This window comes from Pseudomonas sp. PICF141 (assembly GCF_002286815.1).
Lineage (GTDB): Bacteria > Pseudomonadota > Gammaproteobacteria > Pseudomonadales > Pseudomonadaceae > Aquipseudomonas.
Genome location: NZ_MUNM01000024.1, coordinates 110,180 through 132,526, shown reverse-complemented (window position 1 = coordinate 132,526; position 22,347 = coordinate 110,180). Strand labels below are relative to the sequence as shown.

Genomic DNA, 22,347 nt, shown 5'->3' with positions numbered 1-22,347 from the left:
CTCCCTAGGGGACGTCCTCAGTGAGTTTCCCCGGCGCGTTGTCTTCTTGAAACGGGCCTAGCAAGGCATCGAGATAGGTCTTCGCCGCGCAGGCGCTCACGAAACGGGCAGCGGCATCGATGCGCGCCTGGCGGTTTGCATCACGCGGCAACGTCAGTTCCACGGTGATCGCCCGGGCCAGTGCATCAGGGTCGTCGACCGCCACCAGCGGGGCGATCGCGCCATTGTCGAGAATCTCTGGCGGGCCATAGGGGCAGCGGGTCGATACCACCGGGGTGCCCGTGGACAGGGCCTCGACCAGTGCGTTGGGACTGCCCTCGAAACGCGACGACAGTACAAAGCAATCGGCCGCCGCTACCTCCGCCAATGGATCGTGGGTATAGCCCGGCAGATCGAAGCGCTCGGCCACGCCCAGGGCTACGGCCTGCTCGAGCAATTCGGCTCTGAGCACGCCTTCGCCGAAAATGATCAATCGAACAGTGGGATCGGCCAGTCGGGCAAAGGCATCGAGCAATACGTCAAAGCCTTTTTGCCGTGCCAGACGACCTACGGCGACAATTACCGGGGTGGTTTTTTTCGACAGCCAGCGGTGGTTTGGACGTCCCGGTGGCTTATCGCGAAAATCGTTGTCGAGCACCGGGTTGTCAGCGATGGTGACATCCTTCGGTCGCGTAATGGTAGTGTCCACCAGGTCCTGAGCAACACCGCGCGAGACGCAAATCACCGGGTTGGGAATGAGCCGATACAGCAGCGGTGCCAACAGATAGGCAATACGCACCATCCATGCCGGATTGACGTGTCTGTCATGGGAAAACGCATTGCGTTCGCTGACATGCAGGCGCGCCAGCGTACCTGACAGCGCAGCCGCGACGATGGCTACGACATTGACATGGGTGAGGGCGGCCAGTTGTGCGTCAAAGCGATTGTGGCGAAGAAAGCGTGCCAGCGCCGGTACGGCACTGGAGCTGCGCGCACTGTGCAACTGCACCTGTCTGACCCGGGGGTCGAGGTATGCCGAGTTCACACCTGTGCCAGTGAGCGTCAACAAGGTCACCTCATTGCCTGCCTCAGCCAGCGCACCGGCGAGACGCGCCATCATTTTTTCGGCGCCGCCGCCATTCAAGTCCTGCAGAATAATCAGCAGCCTTTTCATTGATTCCAAACCTGGTAATACGCTTGCGCGGCGTGTTGACTGGTGTACTGCCGGACGGCTTCAGCAGCCATTTCCCCGTGTGGCGTCGCCTGGCTGTGTGAGATCAGGCTGCGCAACATCCCTTCGGCCAGCGCCGATACATCATTGACCTTGACCAGATCGCCAAGGCGGCCGTTATCCAGCAGTTCCCGGGGCCCGGTTTCACAGTCGCAGGCCAGCACCGGGGTGCCCAACGCCAGGGCTTCGATCAGCACAGTCGGCAAGCCCTCATGAAACGAACTCAGGATCAGCAGTCTCGCCTGCCTGATAAAAGGGTAGGGATTGCTCAGGAAACCGGTGAAATGCACACGGTCCTCGATGCCCAGGCGGCTGGCCTGTGAGATCAGCGCGGCGTGTTGCGGGCCATCGCCGATGATCACCAGATCCGGCAGCGCGGCGCGGCGCAAGGCCAGGGCATAGGCATCGAGCAGCAGGTGGAAGCCTTTCGGTTCTATCAGCCGTCCCACGGCCAGCCAGAACTGCGCCGGTAAACCGGTGAACATGGGCGTCTGTGCGGCATTGAGCAGCTGTTCAGTCACCACGGCATTGGGGCAATAACGAATGCGTTCGCGACCCCAGGGCACCAGGTCAGAGAGGGCCTGGCGCAAGCCGTTGGAAACGGTCACTACCTGGCCGTTGCCGCAGAGGTACAACGCATAGAGCAGGCGCAGGGTGGCGGGGCTGATTTTTTGTTCACCGCAATCCAGTGCTGCATGACGGCTATAAATCACCTTGCAGGGGCTACCCAAGGTGGCAAACCAGGTGCAGAGGTTGGCTTGTTCTTTGGCGGCGATGACGTGGGTTACTCGTTCGCGACGAATAATCCGGCGCAGCAATACGATGGACTTGAGCAGGCCGACAATTCCATTGCCGCCGCCATTGAGCGTGGCCGTTCCTTCATCGTCGGGCGTGTCGCCATTCATGACGAAATAACTGACACGCTGGCCATCTTTCAGAAACTGTCTGGCCAGGCGTTGCTGAACGCGCTCGAGGCCACCATCGGGCTTGAAGTCCTTGAGGGTGAACAAGATATGCATGGTTGTGGCTCGGGTGCTGGATGCTCAGGGATCAATGATATTGATGGTCACTTTTCGCCGAACGATCATCACCCACAGATGAACAAAATTGGTCGGGTAATCGATCAGGTAGCGTTTGATGGTGTGCGGTTCGCGGTACATCCGATAGAACGCCCGCAGATGCAAGCGGTTGATCAGTTCAGGGTAATAATTACGATTGGCGGCGGCCTCTTGGCGAATGAAACCGCCACAGGTGAATGCCACACCGTTGAAGCCGGCACGCAGGGCATCCTGCTCGAACTGTTCCTGAAGCCCGGCACCCAGGCCTACGATCAGGATGTTCGCTTCACTGCGGCAGATGTCTGCCAGGATGCACGTGGCCTGCGTTGCATCGAAATAGCCATTGTGATGCCCGGCAATCATCAGCGCCGGATAACGAGCCCTGATTTTATCGAGGAACAGGTCCAGTTCGGCTTGCCGGGCACCGACAAAATAGAGGCGCTTGCCGTGTTTCTCGGCATAACTGAACACAGAATCGGCGATGGACGTGAAGTCGAAACTGACCCGGCCGATCGTGCGCCCGGTGATGCGCGACATGAAGGTCGACATCAGCATGCCGTCGCAAAAATAGGCAATGGATGTCGGGGCCCGGTCGAGCAGACTGCCGACGGACGCAAAATTGATGAAGGAAAATGCCCGGTTGGCGTCCATCAGATTGGGGGCGTAATGTCCGATTAATTCCAGGTCGATCATTGGCTGAACCCCAGGGTCAACCGACCCTATTAATAGATGTCTTTTGAGAACAACGTAAAAGGCGTCTTGACCAGAATCTTGATGTCCAGCCACAGCGACCATTGGTTGATGTAGTTGAGGTCTTGGGCGACGCGCTGCTGCATTTTTTCCAGGGTCTGGGTTTCACCTCGATGCCCGGTGATCTGCGCCAGTCCGGTGATGCCTGGCTTGAGGCGATGACGGGCCATGTAGGCGCGGACTTTGCCGGTGTAGTAAATGTTGTGCGTGACGGCGTGCGGTCGCGGGCCGACCAGGGCCATTTCGCCGAGGAGCACGTTGAACAGTTGCGGTAGCTCATCAATGGAACTACGGCGCAAAAACCGCCCAAGCGGGGTGATGCGTTCATCATCGCGGGTGGCCTGACGTACTTCGCTGTCGTCATGCACACGCATCGTCCGGAACTTCCAGACCTTGATCACCTCAGCGTTGCAGCCATAGCGATTTTGTTTGAACAGCACCGGGCCGGGGGAAGACAGCTTCACGGCGGCCGCCACGATCAGCAGCAAGGGGCTGAGCACGATAATGCCCATCGCGGCCAGGCTGCGTTCGAACAGTTCTTTGCAGAGCAGGCTGCCGGGGTGTGAACTGATCAGGCTTTCATTGAGGTAAATGGCGGGCATTCGCTCTATTTCCGAGATCGAATGATTGAGCAGCACCATGCTGCCGAAATCCGGGATCCAGACCACGTCGACATTCATGTCCAGAAGATCGATGTACAGCGCCTCGATGATGGCGGCTTGGGCCATCGGCAAAACGATATAAACGCGGCGTATGTGCAGGCGGGTGATGATTTCGCGAACCTCGTCGATACGCCCCAGTAGCGGCAGAATGCTCGGGGCCGGGCCGGTGTGGTCGGCGGTTGCGATAAAACCCAGCAGCGGTACGCGATTGCGCCTGGACAGTTTTCTGGCCAGCGTATGTGCGCTCGGACAGGTTCCGATGATCACTGCGCGGCGCTCGTTGCAGAGCTTTTGCGAATACAGTCGGGCCAGGTAATGCAGGGGCAAGAAGCTCGCCGCCTGGATCAGGTAACCCAATACGGCCCAGACGATGATCACCTGACGGGAGAAAATCACGCTGGTCTGGGTGACGAAGGCAATGCTGATCAGCACCGCCAGCAAAATCATCCAGGCCGCCAGCAGCCGAGCGAGCCCTGACAACCATTCATGACGCTTGTGGTAAACCTGCATGACGCTGTAGATCGGCACCGAACCGAGCACGGTGAGGATCATCAGCACACGGTATTCACTGGTCAGGCTGCCAACGCGCCAATACACCAGCAGCATCAGCAGCAGGTTGACCAGCGTGAGCGCGCACAGCCATTGGCCCCAGAAGGTCAGACCTCGGCGGCGCGTCATTTGAGCGGTGTAAAGCGATGTCATCGGCGCAACCTCCGGGCATGGGTTGGACATCGGCGTCTAATTGCACGCCCTCGTTCCCGCACGCTGGTATAGCTCGACTGGGTAAAGCCACTTTTGATAGATGTTTGAAGAGGACTACGGATGAGACAGAAGCAAGGTTCTACCTGGGCAGATAGTCATAATTCTGGAACGTATCGGAATGGCTGTAGCCTTGTTTGCGGGCCTTGCTCAGGTCAACCTGGTTAAGCACCACACCGAACACCGGCGCATGGCACTGCTGCAAGATCGCAAGGCACTTCTGTACCTCGCTGACAGGCGTGCTTTCGGCCTTGATGACGTAGATCACCGCGTCTGAATGCTTGGCCAGCAACAGTGCATCGCTGACCATTTGTGCCGGCGGGGAATCGATGATGATGCGTTGATACCGCGATTTCAGCGCCTCAAGCATCGGGGCCAGGCGCGACGAGCCCAGCAGATCCAGAGGTGGCGGCGACAGTTTTCCGGCCGGCAGCATGTCGAGGTTACCGACAGAACGGATACAGGCCTCGAGCCGCGCAGTGCCCGCCAGCACGTTGGCCAATCCCGGGCTGTCTGCCGGGAAATCGAAGTTGAGCGAAAGGCTGGGTCTGCGCATATCGGCGTCGATCAACAGGACCCGCTCCAGCTTGGCCAGTGAGTAGGCCAAGTTGTTGGCGATGGTGCTTTTGCCTTCTTCGGCCATGGTCGAGGCCACAAGTACCACTTGGGACGGCATGTCGCCGCCGTGCAACATCAACCAGGTGCGCAGGTTGCGAATGGTCTCGCAAAAGCGCGGATGGTCGTTGTCATCGAACAGACGCGCGAGTTGCCGGCGGTTTTTTCTCCTGACCAGCGGCACGACGCTGAGCAGAGGGACGTCAAGCGTGCTTTCAATGGCTTCGTCGCTTGTGAAGGTTTTGTTCAGGGTTTCGGACAGCAATGCCAGCACTACCCCGATCAACGCAGCCACGACGGCGACAATGGCCAGAATCAGTTTTTTACGTGGCTTGCTGGGTTCCAGGGGAACGATCGCAGGGTCAACGATGCGCGCCTTGGTGGAGTCCATGTCTGAGGTGGCCGCGGTTTCTTTCAAACGGGTGATAAAGGTTTCATACAGCGCGCGGCTGCTGTCGACTTCACGCTGGAACTCACGCAGTTGAAACTCCTTGCGCGAAATATCCTGTAGCTGCGCCTTGTTGCTGTTGAAGGATTTGCGCAGTGAGTTTTCATTGGCTTGTGATAGCTGATATTCACGCTCGATACCGGCAACCACCTGCTGAACCTGCAAGCGCAAACTGTCGGTAGCCGTGCGCAACTCGGCACGGGCGGCCGCAAGGGTCGGATGTTTTGGACCGTAGCGCCCGGACAGCTCCTCGACCTTGGCTTGGGCCTTGGCCCGCTGGGCCTGGAATTTCTGCACCAAAGGGTTGCTCAAGACCGCCGGCACACTGGACAGCTTGCTCAGGTTGCCGTTGCTCAGGGCCTGTACCTGGCGGTACTGGCTCTCGGCCTCTGCCAGATTACGACGGGCATCGATCATGCGATTGCCGGTCAATTCCAGTTCATTGGCGCTGATGGTGGCGACACCACCGACGTCGACCAGGCCTTGTGCTTCCCGATAAGCCTGAAGTTTGTCTTCGGCACTGCGCAGGTTGTTGCGCAACTCGATCAGGCGTGAGTTCATCCAGCTGGCGTTGGTCAACGAAGACTTCAGGCTGTTATCGAGCTGGCTGTCGATGAAGCCTTGGGCAATTGCATTGGCGGTAGCGGCCGCCAAACCAGGGTCGGGCAGTTCCACTTCTATTTTGATCAGCTGGCTCTTGCCGACGAATTTGACGCGGGTCCGCCGCATGAGGTTCTGTGTGACCTGATTGAACACCTCGGCCTCGGAAGGCACCACCTGCACCGGTACCAAACGGCCCAGCACTGGCAGCCATTGGCCAAGTTCAAGCGTTGCCAACCATTTGCGCGGCGCAAACCATGACTGCGGTTGCTGGCGTGGATCGGTCACTGGGTGCGTGGTCAGGTTCAGTTTTCTGACGGCGCGTTCAGCGAGATCGCGCGATTGCAAGAGCGCCAATTGCGTCTGCAAATAATCGACGGTACCGGCGCTCGAATCCGTGACTTGCTGAAAAGCCAGCAACGGTGGCGTTTTCTCTTTGATCAGTAATGTGGTGCTGCCGATGTACTGCGAAGGAATGAACGACAGCGTAACCACCGCCAACACACAGCTAAACAGCACCCACCAGCAGATTTTCCAATGGGCGCGCCAGATCACCCTCCCGTATTTGAGCAGGTCAATGGTGTCCTTTTCCTCGCTGTACGGCTGATATGGCGGCACATGCGGCTGGATCGGGCGTTCGACATAGACGCTAGGGCTGTTGTCCATGATTAGAAAAAGCCTTGTGCAATGGAAATGGTGTCACCGGGGCCGATGGCAGTGCTGCGCGTGATCTTGTCGGTCAGCGGTGGGGAGCCATCGCCGCGCACGATGGTCACCCGCTTGATCGAGGCTCGTTCGGTCAGGCCGCCACCCAGGGCGATGGCTTTCTCCAGCGTCAGCCCGGGCTCGAACGGATAGCTGCCGGGTTTCTGGACCTCTCCATTGATGTAGAACGAGCGGTAAGCGATCAGGTTGAGACTGACCTTGGGGTCGACCAGGTAACCTTGTTTAAGCCCGTCGACGATGAGTTTTTCTACCTGCCGGGGCGTGAGTCCCTTGGCGGCAATGTCGCCCAGAAATGGATAGGAAAACATTCCGGCATCGTTGAGACGGATTTTTTCGAAGCTCAGATCCCGCTCACCGAATACGGTGATACGCAATACATCGCCGGCTGCCAGTTTGTACTGGGCACCGGTGTCTGCTGCAAACGTCACGGGCAACAGCCACGGCACGAACAACAAGCCAAGCATTCGCGAGTTCATGGGGAAAACCTCTTCTCTTAGAGACTTACGTTGAAGCTGAGCAAGAAGATGTTGCGTTCAAAACTCTGGTCGTCGGTATCGGAGTCATTGTTGCGGTAGCGATAGCCCAGCGCGATATCCAGCCAGCGGCGCATTGCGTATTCCACGCCGAGGTTGTAGTCACGAAGGTCGTCGGTGCGGTCCTGCCCTTCGTACTCGTAACGGCCAAGTCCGACTTCGGCCACTGTGGTGATGCGTTCGGTCCAGCCATGACGCCAGCCGACCAGCGCCGTGGTGGTCTTGACGGCATCCGCACCGTCATCGCCCTCGGCCATGGCCTGGCGGGCAACAAAGGAGAAAGTCGAATAGGTGCGTGGTTTCCAGCGCAGATCCACTTGCCAGGTCGGGTTGCTGAGGTCATCGACCTCGCTGTCGTCGAAGTTCTTGCGCTCATAACCGACACGGACTTTGCCGGTGGTGCGTGCGGTGAAATCCCATTCGGCACCGGCGAGAACCGCATCGGATGTGCTATTGAGACGGGTGTTGGACTCGTAATCAAAGACGGTGTGGTCGTACTGCAGTAACCCACGTGTATTGCTGCCGATGCGGTGGTACCACGTGGTGGTCAGGCCAGTGGTATCGCGCTCTTTGTCGTCGTTGATACCGCCTGAGTTGTCGTAGCGAAGTCGGGCGTAACTGGCGCCCAGATCAATCTGGTTGGCAGCGCTTCTGGCACCGTAGGTATAGAGACCGTTGGCGCGTTGACTGCGAATCTTGTCATTGACGCCATCGACAGCGGTCGACGTCGTCCGCTCGTATTTACGTGCTTCCGCATCAAGTTTCAGTCGATGGCGGTCGGTGAATTCCATGATGCTATTGAGGCGCAGGCGTTGCGCCGTGTTCGAGGCCTCCGAGTCGTCATGATAAATGTATCGGGTAGGCTGCCAGATGAGTCGGGTACCACTGTTGCGGTCTTCAGCCTTGAGTTCGAAAGTGGGCGCCACTTTTGTCACCATCGAAGATTGCGCCCGCTCCAGTTCGCGGAAGTTGTCATCATAACTTTCTGAAAACAGCAGGGTAGGGGTGAAGTCGAACCCATAAATATCAATGGACTGGGGATCAAGACTCCAGGCCGTTCCGGGACACAAATAGATCATGAACAGTGCGAAAGGGCCGCGGGTCTTGAGAGTCATATCATTGCTCCTGGGGGTGAGTTCAATGACTATAGACCGGAAAAACAATGGGTGAATCGAGGGTGTGCAATGCCGGTGGCAATCAATAATTAATGAGTCGAGGGTAAGTGTGTGAGTTTGTTTTTGTTGGCGTTTACTCGTTCATAGGGTGGTGGAAATGCCAGGCTTTTATTTGAACTTGATAATGGGTTGTCAGGTGTAAAAGTTAAAAAGTGTTAGTGAGATGTTTATAAATAATGCCGAGGGCGTGCAATGTCGGTTAATGGCACGCGAACGTGATGCTCTCTATTTAAAAAGTGAAGAAGTATCATAACTCGTTCATCCCCTAACATGCTCAGGAAAATACCTTCCAGTGTCGACAGTGGTCCTCGGGTTATTTGCAGTGTTTCCCCAGGTTTGAATGGTTGAGAGGCCTGCATGATGGGGGGATTAAAACACCGGGTACGCAGATGCTCTATGACATCGTCCGGGACGATTGCCGGGCCATGATTGAAGTCGACGATGCGGCTGACACCGCGGGTAGAGCGCAGGGGCCCCCATTTGTCATCACGGCTCAGCTGAATGAAAAGATACCCCGGGAAGAGCGGTTCAAGCGATTGATGGGGTTTGCCATGAATCAGGCGTTCGCTAATAATTTGCGGACAAAATATAACGTAGTTTTGTCGCAATAAATTGATCTGGGCCCGTTCATCCTGACGCGGCTTGCACTGTAAAAGATACCAGTTTGAACCTTGGGTACTCGTCAGCATTCTGGCAAGCTCCGGAATATTGGTTAAGCAGGCCTGTTTCACGCATCCGCAATGCCATTAAGTCTGCAGGCGAACGCTGTAGAGAAGTGTCGCGCGGCAAACGTGTTAAATGGGTGAAACAGGTGTATCAATAATGAAGCAGGTTAGGTGAAAGTCACGATGCAAACGAAGTCAAAAATCTGGCGCGAGGATCGCTTAGTTGCACTTCGCTGGAGCAGCGCTGAATCAAAAAGTGTAAGCATTACTTAACGATGTAAGTGATGTCTCGGTGTCATCATAGGACGTGTTCGGTGGCGATGGCCAAAGCTACCGCAGGGTCCGAACTTTCGGTCCTATGAAAAATAAACTGTTTCTATCGTGAACTTAAGCGCAGGGGGGTGACGTATATCTATTAATGAAATTACATTCTTTTTATACGTCGACCCTGTTAGGTATCGACCACTCCAGACGGCCTGTCAAATGTCACTAGTCAAAAATATAACCTTCTGTCCAATAATCGATTAAAAGCCCTCAACCATTTGTTTTGGCAGGGTATTTTTTTTGACGCGCACAAAGTGCCTGCCGAAATGGACCGGCAGACAACACACAAAACCTCCCGAATCAAAATGCGGGAGGATGGCGGTCCAGGGTTTACTGCAAATAGATCGCACAATACAATGAGAATCGTTACTACTAACTCATCGAGTGCGACGTCTTGAGCCAGCCCCACCTCTTTGCCCGCCGCAAGGTTTTCATCAAACACGCGTTGCCGACGCTCTCTTGCGTTATGTTTGCCAGTCCTCTGTGGGCACAGGCTCCCCTCGAACTGCCGACCACTGATATTCAGGCGAACCGTGTCAGCCAAGACACCAGCTACACCGCTACTCATGCCAGCACGGCAAGCAAAAGCAATGTGCCGATCAAGGAAGAGGCGCAATCGGTCAATGTGGTTACCCAACAGACCCTGGCTGATTATCAGGTGCGCTCGCTGGACGACGCCATGAAGTTCGTCAGTGGTGTCAGCCAGAGCAATACCCTGGGCAATTCGCGAGACTCCCTGGTCAAGCGCGGTTTTGGCAGCAACGACGACGGCTCGATCCTGCGCGATGGCGTGCGTTCCAATATGGGCCACAACTTCAGCGCCACCACGGATCGTGTGGAAGTGCTCAAAGGGCCTGCTTCGATGCTGTATGGCGCGCTGGAGCCTGGCGGATTGATCAACGTGATCAGTAAAAAGCCTGAATACACCCAGAGCACAACGCTCAGCGGCTCGGCCTACAGCGAAGGCGGCGGCACCCTGGCGGTGGACACCACCGGGCCTTTGGGAGACACGGGCCTGGCCTATCGCCTGATTGCCGAGCGCGGCCATGAGGATTATTGGCGCAACTATGGCGTGAACGAGAACACCCTGGTCGCGCCATCGCTGAGCTGGACCGGTGAGCGGGCCAACCTGACCCTGAGCTATGAATACAACGATTATTCCAGCCCCTTCGACCGTGGCACCGTGTTCACCAACGGTCATCCGGCGGACATCGACTACGACAAGCGTCTCGACGAGCGCTGGGCCAAAAGCGTCGGTATCCGTGAAGTGGCCACCGCGCGTTTCGAGTATCAGCTCAGTGACGACTGGAAAACCCGCGTCACTTACGGCTGGAACAACGACCGCTACAGCCTCTCGATTGCCCAGCCGAATGCGTTGACCGGCAACAATCTGCGACGTGCTGCCAACGGTGCTCACTACGATGATGAGACTCGCTATGCCAGTTGGGATTTTATCGGCCAGCAGGAGCTGTTCGGCCAACGCCATGACCTGCTGATCGGCGCGGATAACGAAGTGTCCGACCAGTTCCGGGGCAAAACCTACCGCAATACACCGCGGTCAGGCTTCGACATCACCGCGCCGGTTTACGGACGTTTGGCCGAGCCCAGCCTGGTCAGCGCCACGCAAAGTGACCTGAGCAACCAGCTGACCTCAAGCTCGGTGTACTTCAAGGATAACTGGCACCTCGATGACCGCTGGATCCTGGTCGTTGGCGGTCGTCAGCAACATTACGATCAGTACAGCGATCAGGGCCGAGGCAGCAGCTATACCGTCAACCGCGACGATAATGGCGACGCCTTCGTGCCGTTTCTGGGCCTGGTCTACAAAGCCACCGATACCTTGTCGCTGTATGGTAACTACAGCCGATCGTTCAAACCCAATACCGAAGTCGACGACGCCGGCCATACCTTCGATCCGGAGGAGGGCCGCAGCTACGAGGTGGGTGCGAAGTACGATCCGCTGCCGGGGCTGAACATCAACCTTGCGCTGTTCGACATCGTCAAGAAAAACGTCGTGACCAGCCAGTCGATCGGTGGCGTCAGCCTTTCGGAGGCGGCGGGCAAGGTCGGTTCACAGGGCCTGGAGCTGGACATCACCGGGCGTGTGGCCGAGCGCTGGGACCTGATCGGCACCTACGCTTACACCCACACGGAAATCCTCGACGATCCGGATGACGAAGGGCATCGCCTTGCCGATGCGCCCAAGCACACCGCAAGCCTGTACCTCACCCATCACCTGAACGTGCCTACGGAATTCGGGGCCTGGCATACCGGCGCTGGCGCACGTTACGTCGGCGAGCGCGCGGCCAACAACGCCAACGATTTCTGGCTGAGCAGCTACACCGTGGCCGATGCCTTCGTGCGTTGGGAAGCGCCAATGTTTGGCTACAAGACTTCGCTGCAATTCAACGTCGACAACCTGTTCGACAAGCAGTACTACCCGTCCTCTACCGGCACCCAGCTGGCGGTCAATGTCGGCGAGCCGCGCACGGCACGCCTGAGCGCCAGTGTGACGTTCTGATCGCGCTGCTTTACCGCGCTGACCCCGTTTCGCCGGTGTTTGTACCGGTTGGAGCGGGGGGCGTTTCACTCTTTATTCGCCGAGCTCCTGTTGCGCCCGGCATCTTTCTCAGGTTGTCTGTCGATGCGTCGAACTCTCGTTTCTCTGTGTGTGATTCAAGCCATTTCCCAAACCACCTGGGCAGACCAGGCACCGACTGATCCGGCGTCAATAGAGTTACAAGCGATCGATATCAATGGCACATTCGAAGAGCAGGCCCAGGGCCCGGTCCAAGGGTATCGAGCGACCCGTTCCGCCAGTGCAACGCGCACTGACACTCCCATTCATGAAACTCCACAATCGATCAGCGTGGTCACCCGGGATGTTGTGGAAGACCTCGGCGCCACCCGCCTGCAAGATGCTCTCGATTACGCGGGTGGCGTGGGCCGTGCGAACAACTTCGGTGGCCAGGGCCTGACCACGTTCACCGTACGTGGCTTTACCACCGGTGAGTTCTACCGTAACGGTTTCCCGATCAACCGCGGTTACCCGAACATGCCCGATGCCAATACCATCGAGCGCCTGGAGGTCCTGCGCGGGCCAGCCACCACGCTCTATGGCCGTGGCGACCCGGGTGGCACTTTCAACGTGGTGTCCAAACAACCCCTGGCCGAACCCACTGTCACCCTGGGCAGTCAGCTCAATGATCAGGGCATGCGTCGCGCAACGATGGATGCCACAGGGCCGCTGGACGATGAAGGGCGACTGGCCTATCGGCTGAACGTGATAGGCGAGGGCGGCGACACCTTCCGTGATCATGTCGAAAACGAGCGTTATGGTGTGGCGCCGGTCCTCGGTTGGCAGGTCAACGACACTACCCGTATTACCTTCGAAGGCGATTTCATGCGCAACAACGCGCCGCTCGATCGGGGTGTGACCCGCTATCGCAATCAGATCGGTGTCGCATCGCGAGATACTTTTTTCGGTGAAAAGGATGTCGGCAAGCTGCACAACGACAACAACATGGCGCAACTGCGTTTCGAGCATTTCCTGAACGACAACTGGACCTTGGGCGGCGGCACGCAATTTCTCGACGGCAGCCTGCAAGGCAATGGCATTGAAGGCAACGGGGTCGCTGCCGACGGCCGAACGCTGGGGCGCAATTTCAACTACCGCAAACTGGAATGGCGTGACCTTGATGTGCAGTTGAACCTGACCGGGCATTTTTCCACCGGTGGATTCGATCACACGTTGCTCACGGGCATCGAGTATGAGGATTACGATTACAAGTCGATCATCCGTCGCTCCAGTGGCGCGGTGAGTGCCTACCCCATTGATATTTTCAACCCGGTTTACGGCCAGCCGCGCCCGGCGTTGACTCGCACCACCACCCACGATCAGGAAAACCTCAAGACTTATGCCGCTTTCGTGCAAGACCAAGTGACCCTGGCCGAAGGTTTGAAAGCGTTGGCTGGTGTGCGTTTCGAACGCTTCGAACAGGATTACGACAGCTACTTGGTCAACGGCACAAGCTGGACCAACAGCGACAACGCCGTCACTCCGCGCCTGGGGCTGATCTACGATCTGACCCCGACCGTGGCGATCTATGCCGACACAGCGCGGTCCTTCAAGCCCAACAGCGGTGCCAGTCGAACGGGCGGCGGTTTCAAGCCTGAAGAAGGCAAATCCTACGAGGTGGGCGTCAAGTGGCAGGCCCTTGATCGTCAGTTGAGTGTGGATGCCGCGGTGTATCAGATCGAAAAACGCAATGTCCTGACGACAGACCCGGTGGACTCGACCTTCAGCGTTGCGGCGGGTGAAGTGCGTAGCCGTGGCTTTGATCTGAACGTGGCCGGCAACCTCACCCCAGAGTGGCGCATGATCGGTGGCTACGCCTACGTGGATGCCGAAGTCACCCAGGACAACGTGCTGAAGTCAGGCACCCGCCTGATGAACATTCCGCGCAACAGTTTCAGCCTGCTGAACGTCTACGAGTTTCAGGACGGTGGCCTCAAAGGTCTGGGCCTGGGACTGGGCGCCAAGTATGTCGACGAGCGCGCCGGCCAGACCGCGGCCAATGCCTTTTCCATGGATAGCTACAAGGTGTTCGACCTGCTCAGTTTTTACAAAGTCAACGAGCACGTGCGGCTTAACCTCGACCTGAAGAACGTGTTCGACAGCCACTACGATGAAGGCGCCTTTGGCAACGTTTACGCCTATCCGGGTGCGCCGAGAACCGTGCAGATGGGAATTTCATACACCTTGTAGAGCGCGTTTCAGGGCGCACTTTTATAAAGCGCCACATGAACAACCTGCACCAGTGGGAGGCGGCGTAATCAACGTTCGCCTTCAACTTGCAAACGGGTGGCCTGATCATCCGTTTTTTCCAGCGATGTTGGCTTACCCCTGCCTGCACTCGCTTAGGCCGCCGTCGTCGCGATAATTCGCCATCGCTCAGGATTCTCCCTGCTGCTGTGTGGCACAAAGCCTGCATCGCTCGCATCAAGCCAGCTTCCATGCATTCGTGCGGGGTAGAGCCCTCGGTCAATGACGATCGATTGGCCGGGCAGATTGCAAGGCAATAAGGGTGCATCAGGCTAACAGGCCAGTCTTACACCGCGAATGAACAGGCAAAGACGCCTGGAACCGAAAGGTTTCAGGCGTTTTTTTTGTTTTATGAACCCGTTGGTGGTGACCGCCGACCGTCTGTTGTGCTGCCCATTTGGCAGGTATTAATCGGGGAATAAATGATGGGCAAATCAAGCACGGCACAACGCATCGTCATCGGTTTTTTAATTGCGCCGTTGGCACTGATGGGCATGGCGTTTTATGCGTTGCACGATTTGGCAACGCTCAAGGAACAGTCGGTGATTATCGTCAAACAGGACTGGCCAAAGATCGAGCCGATCATGGTCATCGCCACTGGCGTGCGTGATAACGCCAGGAACACGCGGGACTTGCTCATCGAGAAAGACAATCAGCACGTCCAGCAGGCCATTGATATCACCAAAAAACGAATCACTCAGGCGCTCGAAACGCTTGAGCCATTGTTCAATTTGCCAGAAGGCAAAGCCACTTATGCCACCCTGAAAAAGAACCGCGAGGCATACGTTGCGGCATTCACCCAAGTACAGGTGCTGATCAGGCAAGGGGCTCTGGAAGAGGCTATGGCGCAGCTCAAACAAAAGGTTATCCCGGCAGAACACGAGGTCTATAGAAGCCTGGATCAACTGATGGCCCTGCAAGGACGGATGTTCACCGACCGTGAACTGTCGGCGCAGCGCTTGTACAGCGATGCCCGGCGCAACATGTTCGGGCTGTTCCTGTTCTGCCTGGTGCTGGTCATCGTTGCTGCGATCATTGTTGCGCGCAGTGTGAGCCGGCCTTTGGGTGGCGAGCCTGATGATGCGGCACGGCTGTTGAATCAAATCGCGCAGGGCGACCTGACGATTCAAGTGCCGGTGAATGCCAGTGCCGATGGCAGCGTGATGATGAACATGCACCTGATGCAGCAAAGCTTGAACGCGATGGTCAAGCACATCGCGGCATCGGTCGATCAGGTGGCCAGTTCCTGTGAAGAACTCAGTGCAGTCAGCAGCCAGACCAGTAGCAGCTTGCAGTTGCAGGGCCTGGAAATCGAACAGGCAGCGGCAGCGGTCAATCAAATGACGGCGGCTGTCGACGAGGTCGCGCGCAATGCGGTCAGCACCAGCGAAGCGTCCCGGATGTCCGAGCAAACCGCGCAACGCGGTCGTGATCAAGTACAGGAAACGGTGGCCTCGATAGGTACGCTGGCACACGGCATGACCGACACTTCGCAGCGTATCCAGCAATTGGCCGGGCGGGTGCAGGACATCAGCACGGTGCTGGATGTGATTCGCAGCATCGCCGAGCAAACCAATTTGCTGGCCCTCAACGCAGCGATTGAAGCGGCCCGCGCCGGTGATGCCGGACGCGGTTTCGCAGTGGTCGCCGATGAAGTGCGGGCACTGGCCCATCGCACTCAGGTGTCGACCCAGGAAATCGAACAGATGATTGGCAATATTCGGGTTGATACCGGGCATGCCGTGACCGCCATGCAAAGCAGTGCTCATCTGGTGCAGACAACCCTGGAAGTCGCGCAACGCTCCGGCGAAGCGCTGGAAGAAATCACCCGGTCAATTTCCCAGATCAACGAGCGCAACCTGATGATTGCCAGTGCCACGGAAGAGCAGGCCTTGGTCGCCCGTGAGGTGGATCGCAATCTGGTGGGCATTCGTAACTTATCCGAACAGGTTTTGTTGGGTGCTCGGCATACCGACAGCGCCGGGCTGGAACTGGCGCAGATGGCAGGCGCACTGCACCAGACGGTGGCGCGCTTCAAAATTTAGTCCGACTCCAAAGCGTTCAAGTCAGTCAGCACACGATGAACTGTGGCGAGGGGGCTTGCCCCCGTTTGAGTGCGTAGCGCTCACACAATCGTTGCTACACCAGAGATTTTCAGGACTGCTTCGCAGCCCGGCGGGGGCAAGCTCCTTCGCCATAGCTCGCGACCACATCGATGGTCGTGGCCTGTGGCTTGCGAACCTGGACGGTGTTGACGACCTTGCTCTGCACATTGGGTTTCGGTATTACCTTGTTGATCTGGCCGTTTGTCTAACGAAAATTGTCGACGCGATCGACACCTGTAGGAGCACGGCTTGCCGGCGAAAGCGTCCTTGAGATCGCCTTCGCCGGCAAGCCTGGCTCCTACAAAAACATAGATAGGAGCTACCATGCCTCGCTTTGCTGCAAACCTCAGCATGCTCTATCCGGAACATGAGTTTCTGGACCGTTTCGCCGCCGCTGCCGCCGATGGTTTCGACGCCGTGGAATACCTGTTCCCCTACGACCACAGCGCTCAGGAGCTCAAACAGCGCTTGAGCGACAACGGCCTGGTGCAGGCCCTGTTCAACGCGCCGCCCGGCGATTGGGCGGCGGGCGAGCGCGGCACTGTGTCGTTGCCGGGGCGGGAGAGTGAATTTCGTAGCGGTTTCGATCGCGCGCTGGAATACGCCGCGGTGCTGGGCAACTCACGCATCCATGTGATGGCTGGCTTGCTGCCGTCGGAAACAGATCGCCCACGGCATCACGGCGTGTACCTGGAGAACCTGGCGTACGCCACCGCGCAGGCCGCCAAGGTTGGCATCACGGTGCTTCTGGAGCCGATCAATACGCGGGACATGCCAGGCTTTTTTCTCAACCGCCAGGACCAGGCCCAGGCCATCTGCAAGGAAGTGGGCGCCACTAACCTGAAGGTTCAGTTCGACTGCTACCACTGCCAGATCGTCGAAGGTGACCTGGCCACTAAACTGCGTCGGGATTTCCACGGCATCGGCCATATCCAGATCGCCGGCGTGCCGGATCGACATGAACCGGACCAGGGCGAAGTCAACTATCCCTACCTGTTCGAGCTGATCGACCAGTTGGGTTATGACGGCTGGGTTGGGTGCGAATACCGGCCGCATGGCAACACATCAGCCGGCTTGCAATGGTTACGGGACTGGAAGGCGCGCTAACGTCTTGCACGGTGCGACCTACCGCAAAGTGGCCAGACCGCCCACGCACGATTGAGTGCAGTATCAGTGCTCCTTGGCCTTCCTGATCCTGAGCAAAATAAACAGCAGGACGCAGAGCGCAAGCGGGGTCATGGCCAGCAGGGCGTCTCTGGCGGAAATGCCTGCGCCCATGACGTGCAGTCCCGAGTAAAACAGCTTGAACAGGCTCAACAGATAATAGGTGATGGCGATAATCGACAAGCCTTCGACGGCACGCTGGATTTTGATTTGAGTATCGGCGCGGGCGTTGAGGCTCTTCAGGATTTCCGAGTTCTGCTCTTCCATTTCGACCTGGACACGGGCCTGCAACAAGTCCCCGAGGTTGGCCACGCTCTCGGCCAGTTGCTCCAGGCGTTGTTCGGTGACGGCGCAGTACCTGACCGTGGGTTTGAAGCGCCTTTCGATGAAGACACCCAGTCGCTGGCAATCACCCACATGACTTTCGCGCAGTTCGCCCAAGCGTTCGAAAACCAGCTGTGCATAGGCTTGAGTGGCGCTGAAGCGGTGTCGGGTTTTTGCATTGCTGCTGACCACTTGCGCCGACAGGTTGGCAATATCGGTCAGCAACGCTTTTGCATTTCCGGTATCGGGGCCGGCGTTGCGTTCGGAAAGGTTGACCAGGGTCTTGTCGAAGACGTTGAGCTGGGTGCTCAAGGCTTTCGCGGTGATGAGTGAAAGCGAAGCCATCATTCGGTAGGTTTCGATCTCCAGCAGACGGCGGATCATCCGTCCCAGGCGATAGGCATTCAGGCGTTTGTTCACGAAAAGAAAACGGTTGGTGCCGTCCTCGTTCAGGCGAAAATCGCTCCAGACCGTCGCATCGCCACCGCCGATGCAAGAGCCGCTGGGATCCTTGAATCCATAAACGGACAGATCGCCGGAAAAAGACGTATCGGTGCGCACCACAATCTGCACAGCGTTGATCACGTGCTGCATGAACGGCTCGACCCGGTCCATCAAGGCTCTGGGTGGCAGGCTCCAGCATGGCTCCTGACTGGAGGAGGGCACCACCAGCGTCAGCGTCAGGAATTCTGCGTGCCGTTCCCATTTCAGGGCATGGCCCTCCAGCTCGGTAATGCCCTGGGCTGCATCCGGGTCGACCGGGCCGGGGCAGCAGCGACTCAGCAGGGTGTCGCACTGCCCGTCGTTCGCCAGAAACGCCAGGTGAAACACATGGGCGGGCTCATCGAAATACAGGGACGGGCGCGCGTGCAACTCGTTGTGCAGGATCAGTCTTTGCGGGTGCATGCTGTTTGGGCCATGTTGGAGTTGTTTGTTCTTGGGACTGGTTGATGAATACCCGAGTCACAAACCCAAACCGGCGATTGCCCAATGCCATTTTCAGGCGAACGGCCATCGCGTAAGAGCCTGCCAGGGGATGCACAGCAGCGTTGTGAACTATTCTTTTCAAGTGGCCCTTTCAATGCCTCGTTCAAGGGAGTTGATATAAATCAACGCTTAAGGAGCTTTAAGGGACGAATCTGGGCCTGATGCTGGATTCTCGAGCCGGCGTCGAGGATCAACCTGTCTGGAGGCTGCCCATGAGCCAGTATCAACGGTTATTAATGGTCATCAACCCGTTGCTGCGCCATTCACCTGCGATAAACCATGGCGCCGCCCTGGCCAAGGCCAGCGGGGCGAGCTTGCACATTGCCGGCCTGATCCCCTCGTTGGATATTCTGTCGCTGCTCGAAGAAGGCGACCGCAAAATGGCTCGGGCAACCTACCTGCAGGAACACCGCGACTGGCTCGATGAACAAGCGGAAAAGATGCGAGGCCGGGGAATTGAGGTGACAACCGAAGTTGCATGGGCCGACAACATGCGCCAGGACATTCTTGACCATGTCACGCACATGCAGCCCGATCTGTTGATCAAGCAAGTGCAGCATGAACCCGTGCTCAAACGCGCATTCTTCACACCGCTGGATTGGCGTTTGTTGCGCCATTGTCCGGTACCGGTCTATCTGGTGGGGGGTGAAGGCCATGCCTTGCCGCAGAAGGTGGTGGCCGCGGTTGACATATCGGATACCGAGCCGTCCAACGGTGAACTCAATGACCGGATCATCTTGCAGGCGTCGGGCCTGGCACTGCAGTGCAATGCCGAGTTGCATCTGTTGTACGCCTGTGACATTTCGGCCGCTTTTCTGGCGGATATGGGCGGTGATTTGACGCTCGCGCAACTCACCCGTGAACTGCGCAGCGATCTGGAAAAGGCTTTTCTCAAGCTGGCCGGTCGGTTCGGCGTACCCTCTGACTGTCGGCATTTCATCATGGGTCACCCTGTCTCGGTGCTGAGCGAATTCGCCCACCAGCATCAGATGGATGTGGTCGTGGTGGGCAGAACCCAATACCGTGGCCTGGAGCGGCTGCTTGGCAGCACGACCGAACATATCCTGTATCAGGTGCCTTGCAGCATTCTGGCGGTCTAGGGGCGGGCGCCCCAATCGGAATGATGGCCGCCGTCAAACGAATGCCCATTTTTGGGGTTCCTGCCCCAGGGAGGTTTTCAAATGACTAGTCCTTCATTGCAAACCATCTTGCATGACCGGGTGGAAGCCGGCCGAGGCTTGGTGGAGCCGTTGCTCAAATACGCTAAAAGAGCCAATGTCATCGTTCTCGCCTTACCCCGTGGCGGCGTTCCGGTGGCCTATGAAGTCGCCACGGCCCTGGAGGTTCGTCTGGACCTGATGCTGGTGCGCAAGCTGGGCGTACCGTCCCACCAGGAGTTCGCCATGGGCGCGATTGCCAGCGGTGGCATACAAATCGTCAACGAAGATGCGCTGCGGGCTAACGGTATTGATCAACGAACGCTCGATATCGTGGTGGCAAAGGAAGCCCAGGAGTTATCACGTCGCGAGAAGCTATACCGGGCATCCCGTGCACCTGTGGCGCTCAAGGATCAGGTGGTGATTCTGATCGATGACGGCCTGGCGACAGGCGCCACGATGATGGCCGCGATACAGGCCGCGCGCCTGCAAGCGCCATCGCGCATCGTTGTTGCCGTGCCGGTGGCACCGCAGGAGACGGCAGAGGCGCTGCGCGATGAAGTGGACGAACTGATTTGCCCGCTCATCCCCGACTGGATGATTTCGATCGGTCATTGGTACACGGATTTTTCGCAGACATCCGACGAAGAGGTCATCGATCTTCTGCACCGGGCCTGGCAAAGAGAGTCCGGTTCGGGCGACTCCTTTCAGAACGGTTCCGGCATTTGAGTCGTTGCCTGGCGTGGAGCAAACCACGTCAGGCCTTCATGTGATCCTGACGTTCACGAATTGCCATGGATCGGACTCATCGGTCTGCTCGGGCATCAATGAGTGACGTCCGGTAAGCGGCGTCCAGTCGGAATAAATGCCTTCTACCTTGCCAAGGTAAGGCATGCAGATCTGCAGGATTTCCCTGAAGGGCAATTCATCCGGTTCGACAATGCCGCGTTGTGGATTGCGAATGGCCCAGATCACGCCGGCCAGCACTCCCGCCGTCACTTGCAGGCTGGTGGCGCTGTTATAGGGGCACAGAGCCCGGGCTTGCTGGATTGATAGGCGCGAGCCATACCAATAACTGTTTCTGGCATGCCCCATCAGCAGCACGCCGAGTTCGTCGCTGCCGTCGAGGATTTCGTCATCGAGCAGACGCTGGCCGCTCTGGGGTTTCCAGTTGCGCTCGGCGAGTTCATGCACCGAGAGCAAGGCGTCGTCACAAGGCCTATAAGCGTAGTGGACAGTCGGCCGGTAAGTCGGTTGCCTTCCCTGGCCAAGGGTCAGGTAGTCGGCAATCGACAAGGCTTCGTTGTGGGTCACGAGCAGCCCATGGGTGGGACCCGTCGAGGGTGTCCAGGTTCGAACCCGCGTGGAGGCACCGGGACGTTGCAGGTAGATCCCGGCCTGACACCCGAAGGCGTGGTAATAGCCATCCTCGGGCAGCGCTTTCTCATGGCTGCCCCAACCCAACTCCGCTGGCTGGCTGCCTTCACTGATGAAGCCGTCCACGGACCAGGTGTTGACGAACTCATCGGCAATTTTGTGTTTCGATGAAAACTGCGAATCGCGTTCGGCGATGTGAATGCAGCGGATATTCAGGCGGTTGGCCAACTGCGCCCATTCTTCGCGCGTCGTGGGTTGCGGCGTTGTGTCACCCAACTCTTCAGCGAGATTGACCAGTGCCTGCTTGATCAGGTGCGACACCAGCCCCGGATTGGCTCCGTGGGTCAAGACAGCGGTGGACAGACCTTGCGCACTTTCCCTGCGAAGCTGAAGTGCCGCCTCCCTCAATGCATAGTTGGATCTTTCGGACAGGGATTTGTCGGGGGCGGTGTAACCGCCTTCCCACGGCTCGATACAGGTGTCCAGATACAGCACGCCTTTACGCTGGGCGAACTGAATCAGGGACAGGCTCGATACGCCCACCGAGAGGTTGAGCAGGAAGTCGCCAGCGCTCAACAGCGGGTCCAGCACCGTCTCGTAATTGTTCTGGTCCAGTTGCTCGGCTTGGTGGGCAACGCCAAATTCCTGTGCGAGTAAACGGCCATCGTCATCGGGGCTGAGGATCAACAGGCGTTGCGGTTCAAGCACAAGATGGCGCAACAACAACGGGAGTACACCTTTTCCGATACAGCCAGAGCCGATCATCACCAACCGGGCATCAAAGGGCTGAATGACATGCTCAAGATCCGACATCGCTAGCCTCCACCGGCTGACCGCGCGCTCGCCGCAAATGACCTGTCGCTGACCACGACGCTCTCAAATT

16 protein-coding genes are annotated in these 22,347 nt (G+C 57.7%); 6 read left to right on the top strand and 10 right to left on the bottom strand.

What is annotated here, in order from left to right:
- Positions 1–4 precede the first annotated feature (4 nt).
- The 8 genes from BZL43_RS04080 to rfaH form a co-directional block, all read right to left on the bottom strand.
- Entirely contained in the window at positions 5–1,153 is a 1,149-nt protein-coding gene (locus BZL43_RS04080) for a glycosyltransferase (RefSeq protein WP_095631116.1), read from the bottom strand.
- Positions 1,150–2,229, bottom strand: a complete 1,080-nt coding sequence (locus BZL43_RS04075; protein WP_095631115.1) for a glycosyltransferase — start codon at positions 2,227–2,229, stop codon at positions 1,150–1,152. The genes BZL43_RS04080 and BZL43_RS04075 overlap by 4 nt, the downstream gene beginning before the upstream one ends.
- 24 nt (positions 2,230–2,253) lie before the next feature.
- Entirely contained in the window at positions 2,254–2,961 is a 708-nt protein-coding gene (locus BZL43_RS04070; protein ID WP_095631114.1) for a WecB/TagA/CpsF family glycosyltransferase, read from the bottom strand.
- Between the two features lie 29 nt (positions 2,962–2,990).
- A complete protein-coding gene (locus BZL43_RS04065; RefSeq protein ID WP_095631113.1) occupies positions 2,991–4,382 on the bottom strand; it encodes an undecaprenyl-phosphate glucose phosphotransferase in 1,392 nt (463 codons plus the stop codon).
- Positions 4,383–4,521: 139 nt separating this feature from the next.
- On the bottom strand, positions 4,522–6,768 hold the full coding sequence (locus tag BZL43_RS04060; RefSeq protein ID WP_095631112.1) for a polysaccharide biosynthesis tyrosine autokinase: 2,247 nt from the start codon (positions 6,766–6,768) through the stop codon (positions 4,522–4,524).
- Between the two features lie 2 nt (positions 6,769–6,770).
- Entirely contained in the window at positions 6,771–7,304 is a 534-nt protein-coding gene (locus BZL43_RS04055) for a polysaccharide biosynthesis/export family protein (protein WP_095631111.1), read from the bottom strand.
- Between the two features lie 17 nt (positions 7,305–7,321).
- Positions 7,322–8,476: an outer membrane beta-barrel protein gene (locus tag BZL43_RS04050; RefSeq protein WP_095631110.1), complete on the bottom strand. Its 1,155-nt coding sequence runs from the start codon at positions 8,474–8,476 to the stop codon at positions 7,322–7,324.
- Positions 8,477–8,703: 227 nt separating this feature from the next.
- A complete protein-coding gene (rfaH, locus tag BZL43_RS04045) occupies positions 8,704–9,225 on the bottom strand; it encodes a transcription/translation regulatory transformer protein RfaH (RefSeq protein WP_095631109.1) in 522 nt (173 codons plus the stop codon).
- A 694-nt stretch (positions 9,226–9,919) separates the two neighbouring features.
- Here rfaH and BZL43_RS04040 point away from each other — a divergent pair.
- The 4 genes from BZL43_RS04040 (at position 9,920) to otnI (ending at position 17,562) form a co-directional block, all read left to right on the top strand.
- Positions 9,920–12,046 carry a TonB-dependent siderophore receptor gene (locus BZL43_RS04040; RefSeq protein ID WP_095631108.1) on the top strand — a complete coding sequence of 709 codons (2,127 nt, stop codon included), beginning with the start codon at positions 9,920–9,922 and terminating at the stop codon, positions 12,044–12,046.
- A 123-nt stretch (positions 12,047–12,169) separates the two neighbouring features.
- A complete protein-coding gene (locus tag BZL43_RS04035) occupies positions 12,170–14,293 on the top strand; it encodes a TonB-dependent siderophore receptor (RefSeq protein WP_168185063.1) in 2,124 nt (707 codons plus the stop codon).
- 482 nt (positions 14,294–14,775) lie between these two features.
- Complete coding sequence (locus BZL43_RS04030; protein WP_095631107.1) at positions 14,776–16,395, top strand: methyl-accepting chemotaxis protein; 1,620 nt, start codon at positions 14,776–14,778, stop codon at positions 16,393–16,395.
- A 384-nt stretch (positions 16,396–16,779) separates the two neighbouring features.
- Complete coding sequence (gene otnI / locus BZL43_RS04025) at positions 16,780–17,562, top strand: 2-oxo-tetronate isomerase (protein WP_095631106.1); 783 nt, start codon at positions 16,780–16,782, stop codon at positions 17,560–17,562.
- Positions 17,563–17,625: 63 nt separating this feature from the next.
- Here the strand turns inward: otnI and BZL43_RS04020 are convergent, their stop codons facing one another.
- Positions 17,626–18,849, bottom strand: a complete 1,224-nt coding sequence (locus BZL43_RS04020) for a DUF3422 domain-containing protein (RefSeq protein WP_095631105.1) — start codon at positions 18,847–18,849, stop codon at positions 17,626–17,628.
- A gap of 293 nt (positions 18,850–19,142) precedes the next feature.
- Between BZL43_RS04020 and BZL43_RS04015 the strand changes: the two genes are divergently transcribed.
- Both BZL43_RS04015 and BZL43_RS04010 read left to right on the top strand, forming a co-directional pair.
- The gene (locus BZL43_RS04015) at positions 19,143–20,030 is read left to right on the top strand and encodes a universal stress protein (protein ID WP_095631104.1); all 888 of its coding nucleotides are present in this window, start codon (positions 19,143–19,145) and stop codon (positions 20,028–20,030) included.
- Positions 20,031–20,111: 81 nt separating this feature from the next.
- Complete coding sequence (locus BZL43_RS04010; RefSeq protein WP_095631103.1) at positions 20,112–20,816, top strand: phosphoribosyltransferase; 705 nt, start codon at positions 20,112–20,114, stop codon at positions 20,814–20,816.
- Positions 20,817–20,852: 36 nt separating this feature from the next.
- Here BZL43_RS04010 and BZL43_RS04005 read toward each other — a convergent pair whose 3' ends face one another.
- On the bottom strand, positions 20,853–22,277 hold the full coding sequence (locus tag BZL43_RS04005) for a homospermidine synthase (protein ID WP_095631102.1): 1,425 nt from the start codon (positions 22,275–22,277) through the stop codon (positions 20,853–20,855).
- Between the last annotated feature and the right edge of the window lie 70 nt (positions 22,278–22,347).

Excerpts from the sequence above, each read along its gene's own strand:
- BZL43_RS04080 (WP_095631116.1), bottom strand. The coding sequence starts at position 1,153 with ATGAAAAGGCTGCTGATTATTCTGCAGGACTTGAATGGCGGCGGCGCC.
- BZL43_RS04075 (WP_095631115.1), bottom strand. The coding sequence starts at position 2,229 with ATGCATATCTTGTTCACCCTCAAGGACTTCAAGCCCGATGGTGGCCTC.
- BZL43_RS04070 (WP_095631114.1), bottom strand. The coding sequence starts at position 2,961 with ATGATCGACCTGGAATTAATCGGACATTACGCCCCCAATCTGATGGAC.
- BZL43_RS04065 (WP_095631113.1), bottom strand. The coding sequence starts at position 4,382 with ATGACATCGCTTTACACCGCTCAAATGACGCGCCGCCGAGGTCTGACC.
- BZL43_RS04060 (WP_095631112.1), bottom strand. The coding sequence starts at position 6,768 with ATGGACAACAGCCCTAGCGTCTATGTCGAACGCCCGATCCAGCCGCAT.
- BZL43_RS04055 (WP_095631111.1), bottom strand. The coding sequence starts at position 7,304 with ATGAACTCGCGAATGCTTGGCTTGTTGTTCGTGCCGTGGCTGTTGCCC.
- BZL43_RS04050 (WP_095631110.1), bottom strand. The coding sequence starts at position 8,476 with ATGACTCTCAAGACCCGCGGCCCTTTCGCACTGTTCATGATCTATTTG.
- rfaH (WP_095631109.1), bottom strand. The coding sequence starts at position 9,225 with ATGCTGACGAGTACCCAAGGTTCAAACTGGTATCTTTTACAGTGCAAG.
- BZL43_RS04035 (WP_168185063.1), top strand. The coding sequence starts at position 12,170 with ATGCGTCGAACTCTCGTTTCTCTGTGTGTGATTCAAGCCATTTCCCAA.
- BZL43_RS04030 (WP_095631107.1), top strand. The coding sequence starts at position 14,776 with ATGGGCAAATCAAGCACGGCACAACGCATCGTCATCGGTTTTTTAATT.
- otnI (WP_095631106.1), top strand. The coding sequence starts at position 16,780 with ATGCCTCGCTTTGCTGCAAACCTCAGCATGCTCTATCCGGAACATGAG.
- BZL43_RS04020 (WP_095631105.1), bottom strand. The coding sequence starts at position 18,849 with ATGCACCCGCAAAGACTGATCCTGCACAACGAGTTGCACGCGCGCCCG.
- BZL43_RS04015 (WP_095631104.1), top strand. The coding sequence starts at position 19,143 with ATGAGCCAGTATCAACGGTTATTAATGGTCATCAACCCGTTGCTGCGC.
- BZL43_RS04010 (WP_095631103.1), top strand. The coding sequence starts at position 20,112 with ATGACTAGTCCTTCATTGCAAACCATCTTGCATGACCGGGTGGAAGCC.
- BZL43_RS04005 (WP_095631102.1), bottom strand. The coding sequence starts at position 22,277 with ATGTCGGATCTTGAGCATGTCATTCAGCCCTTTGATGCCCGGTTGGTG.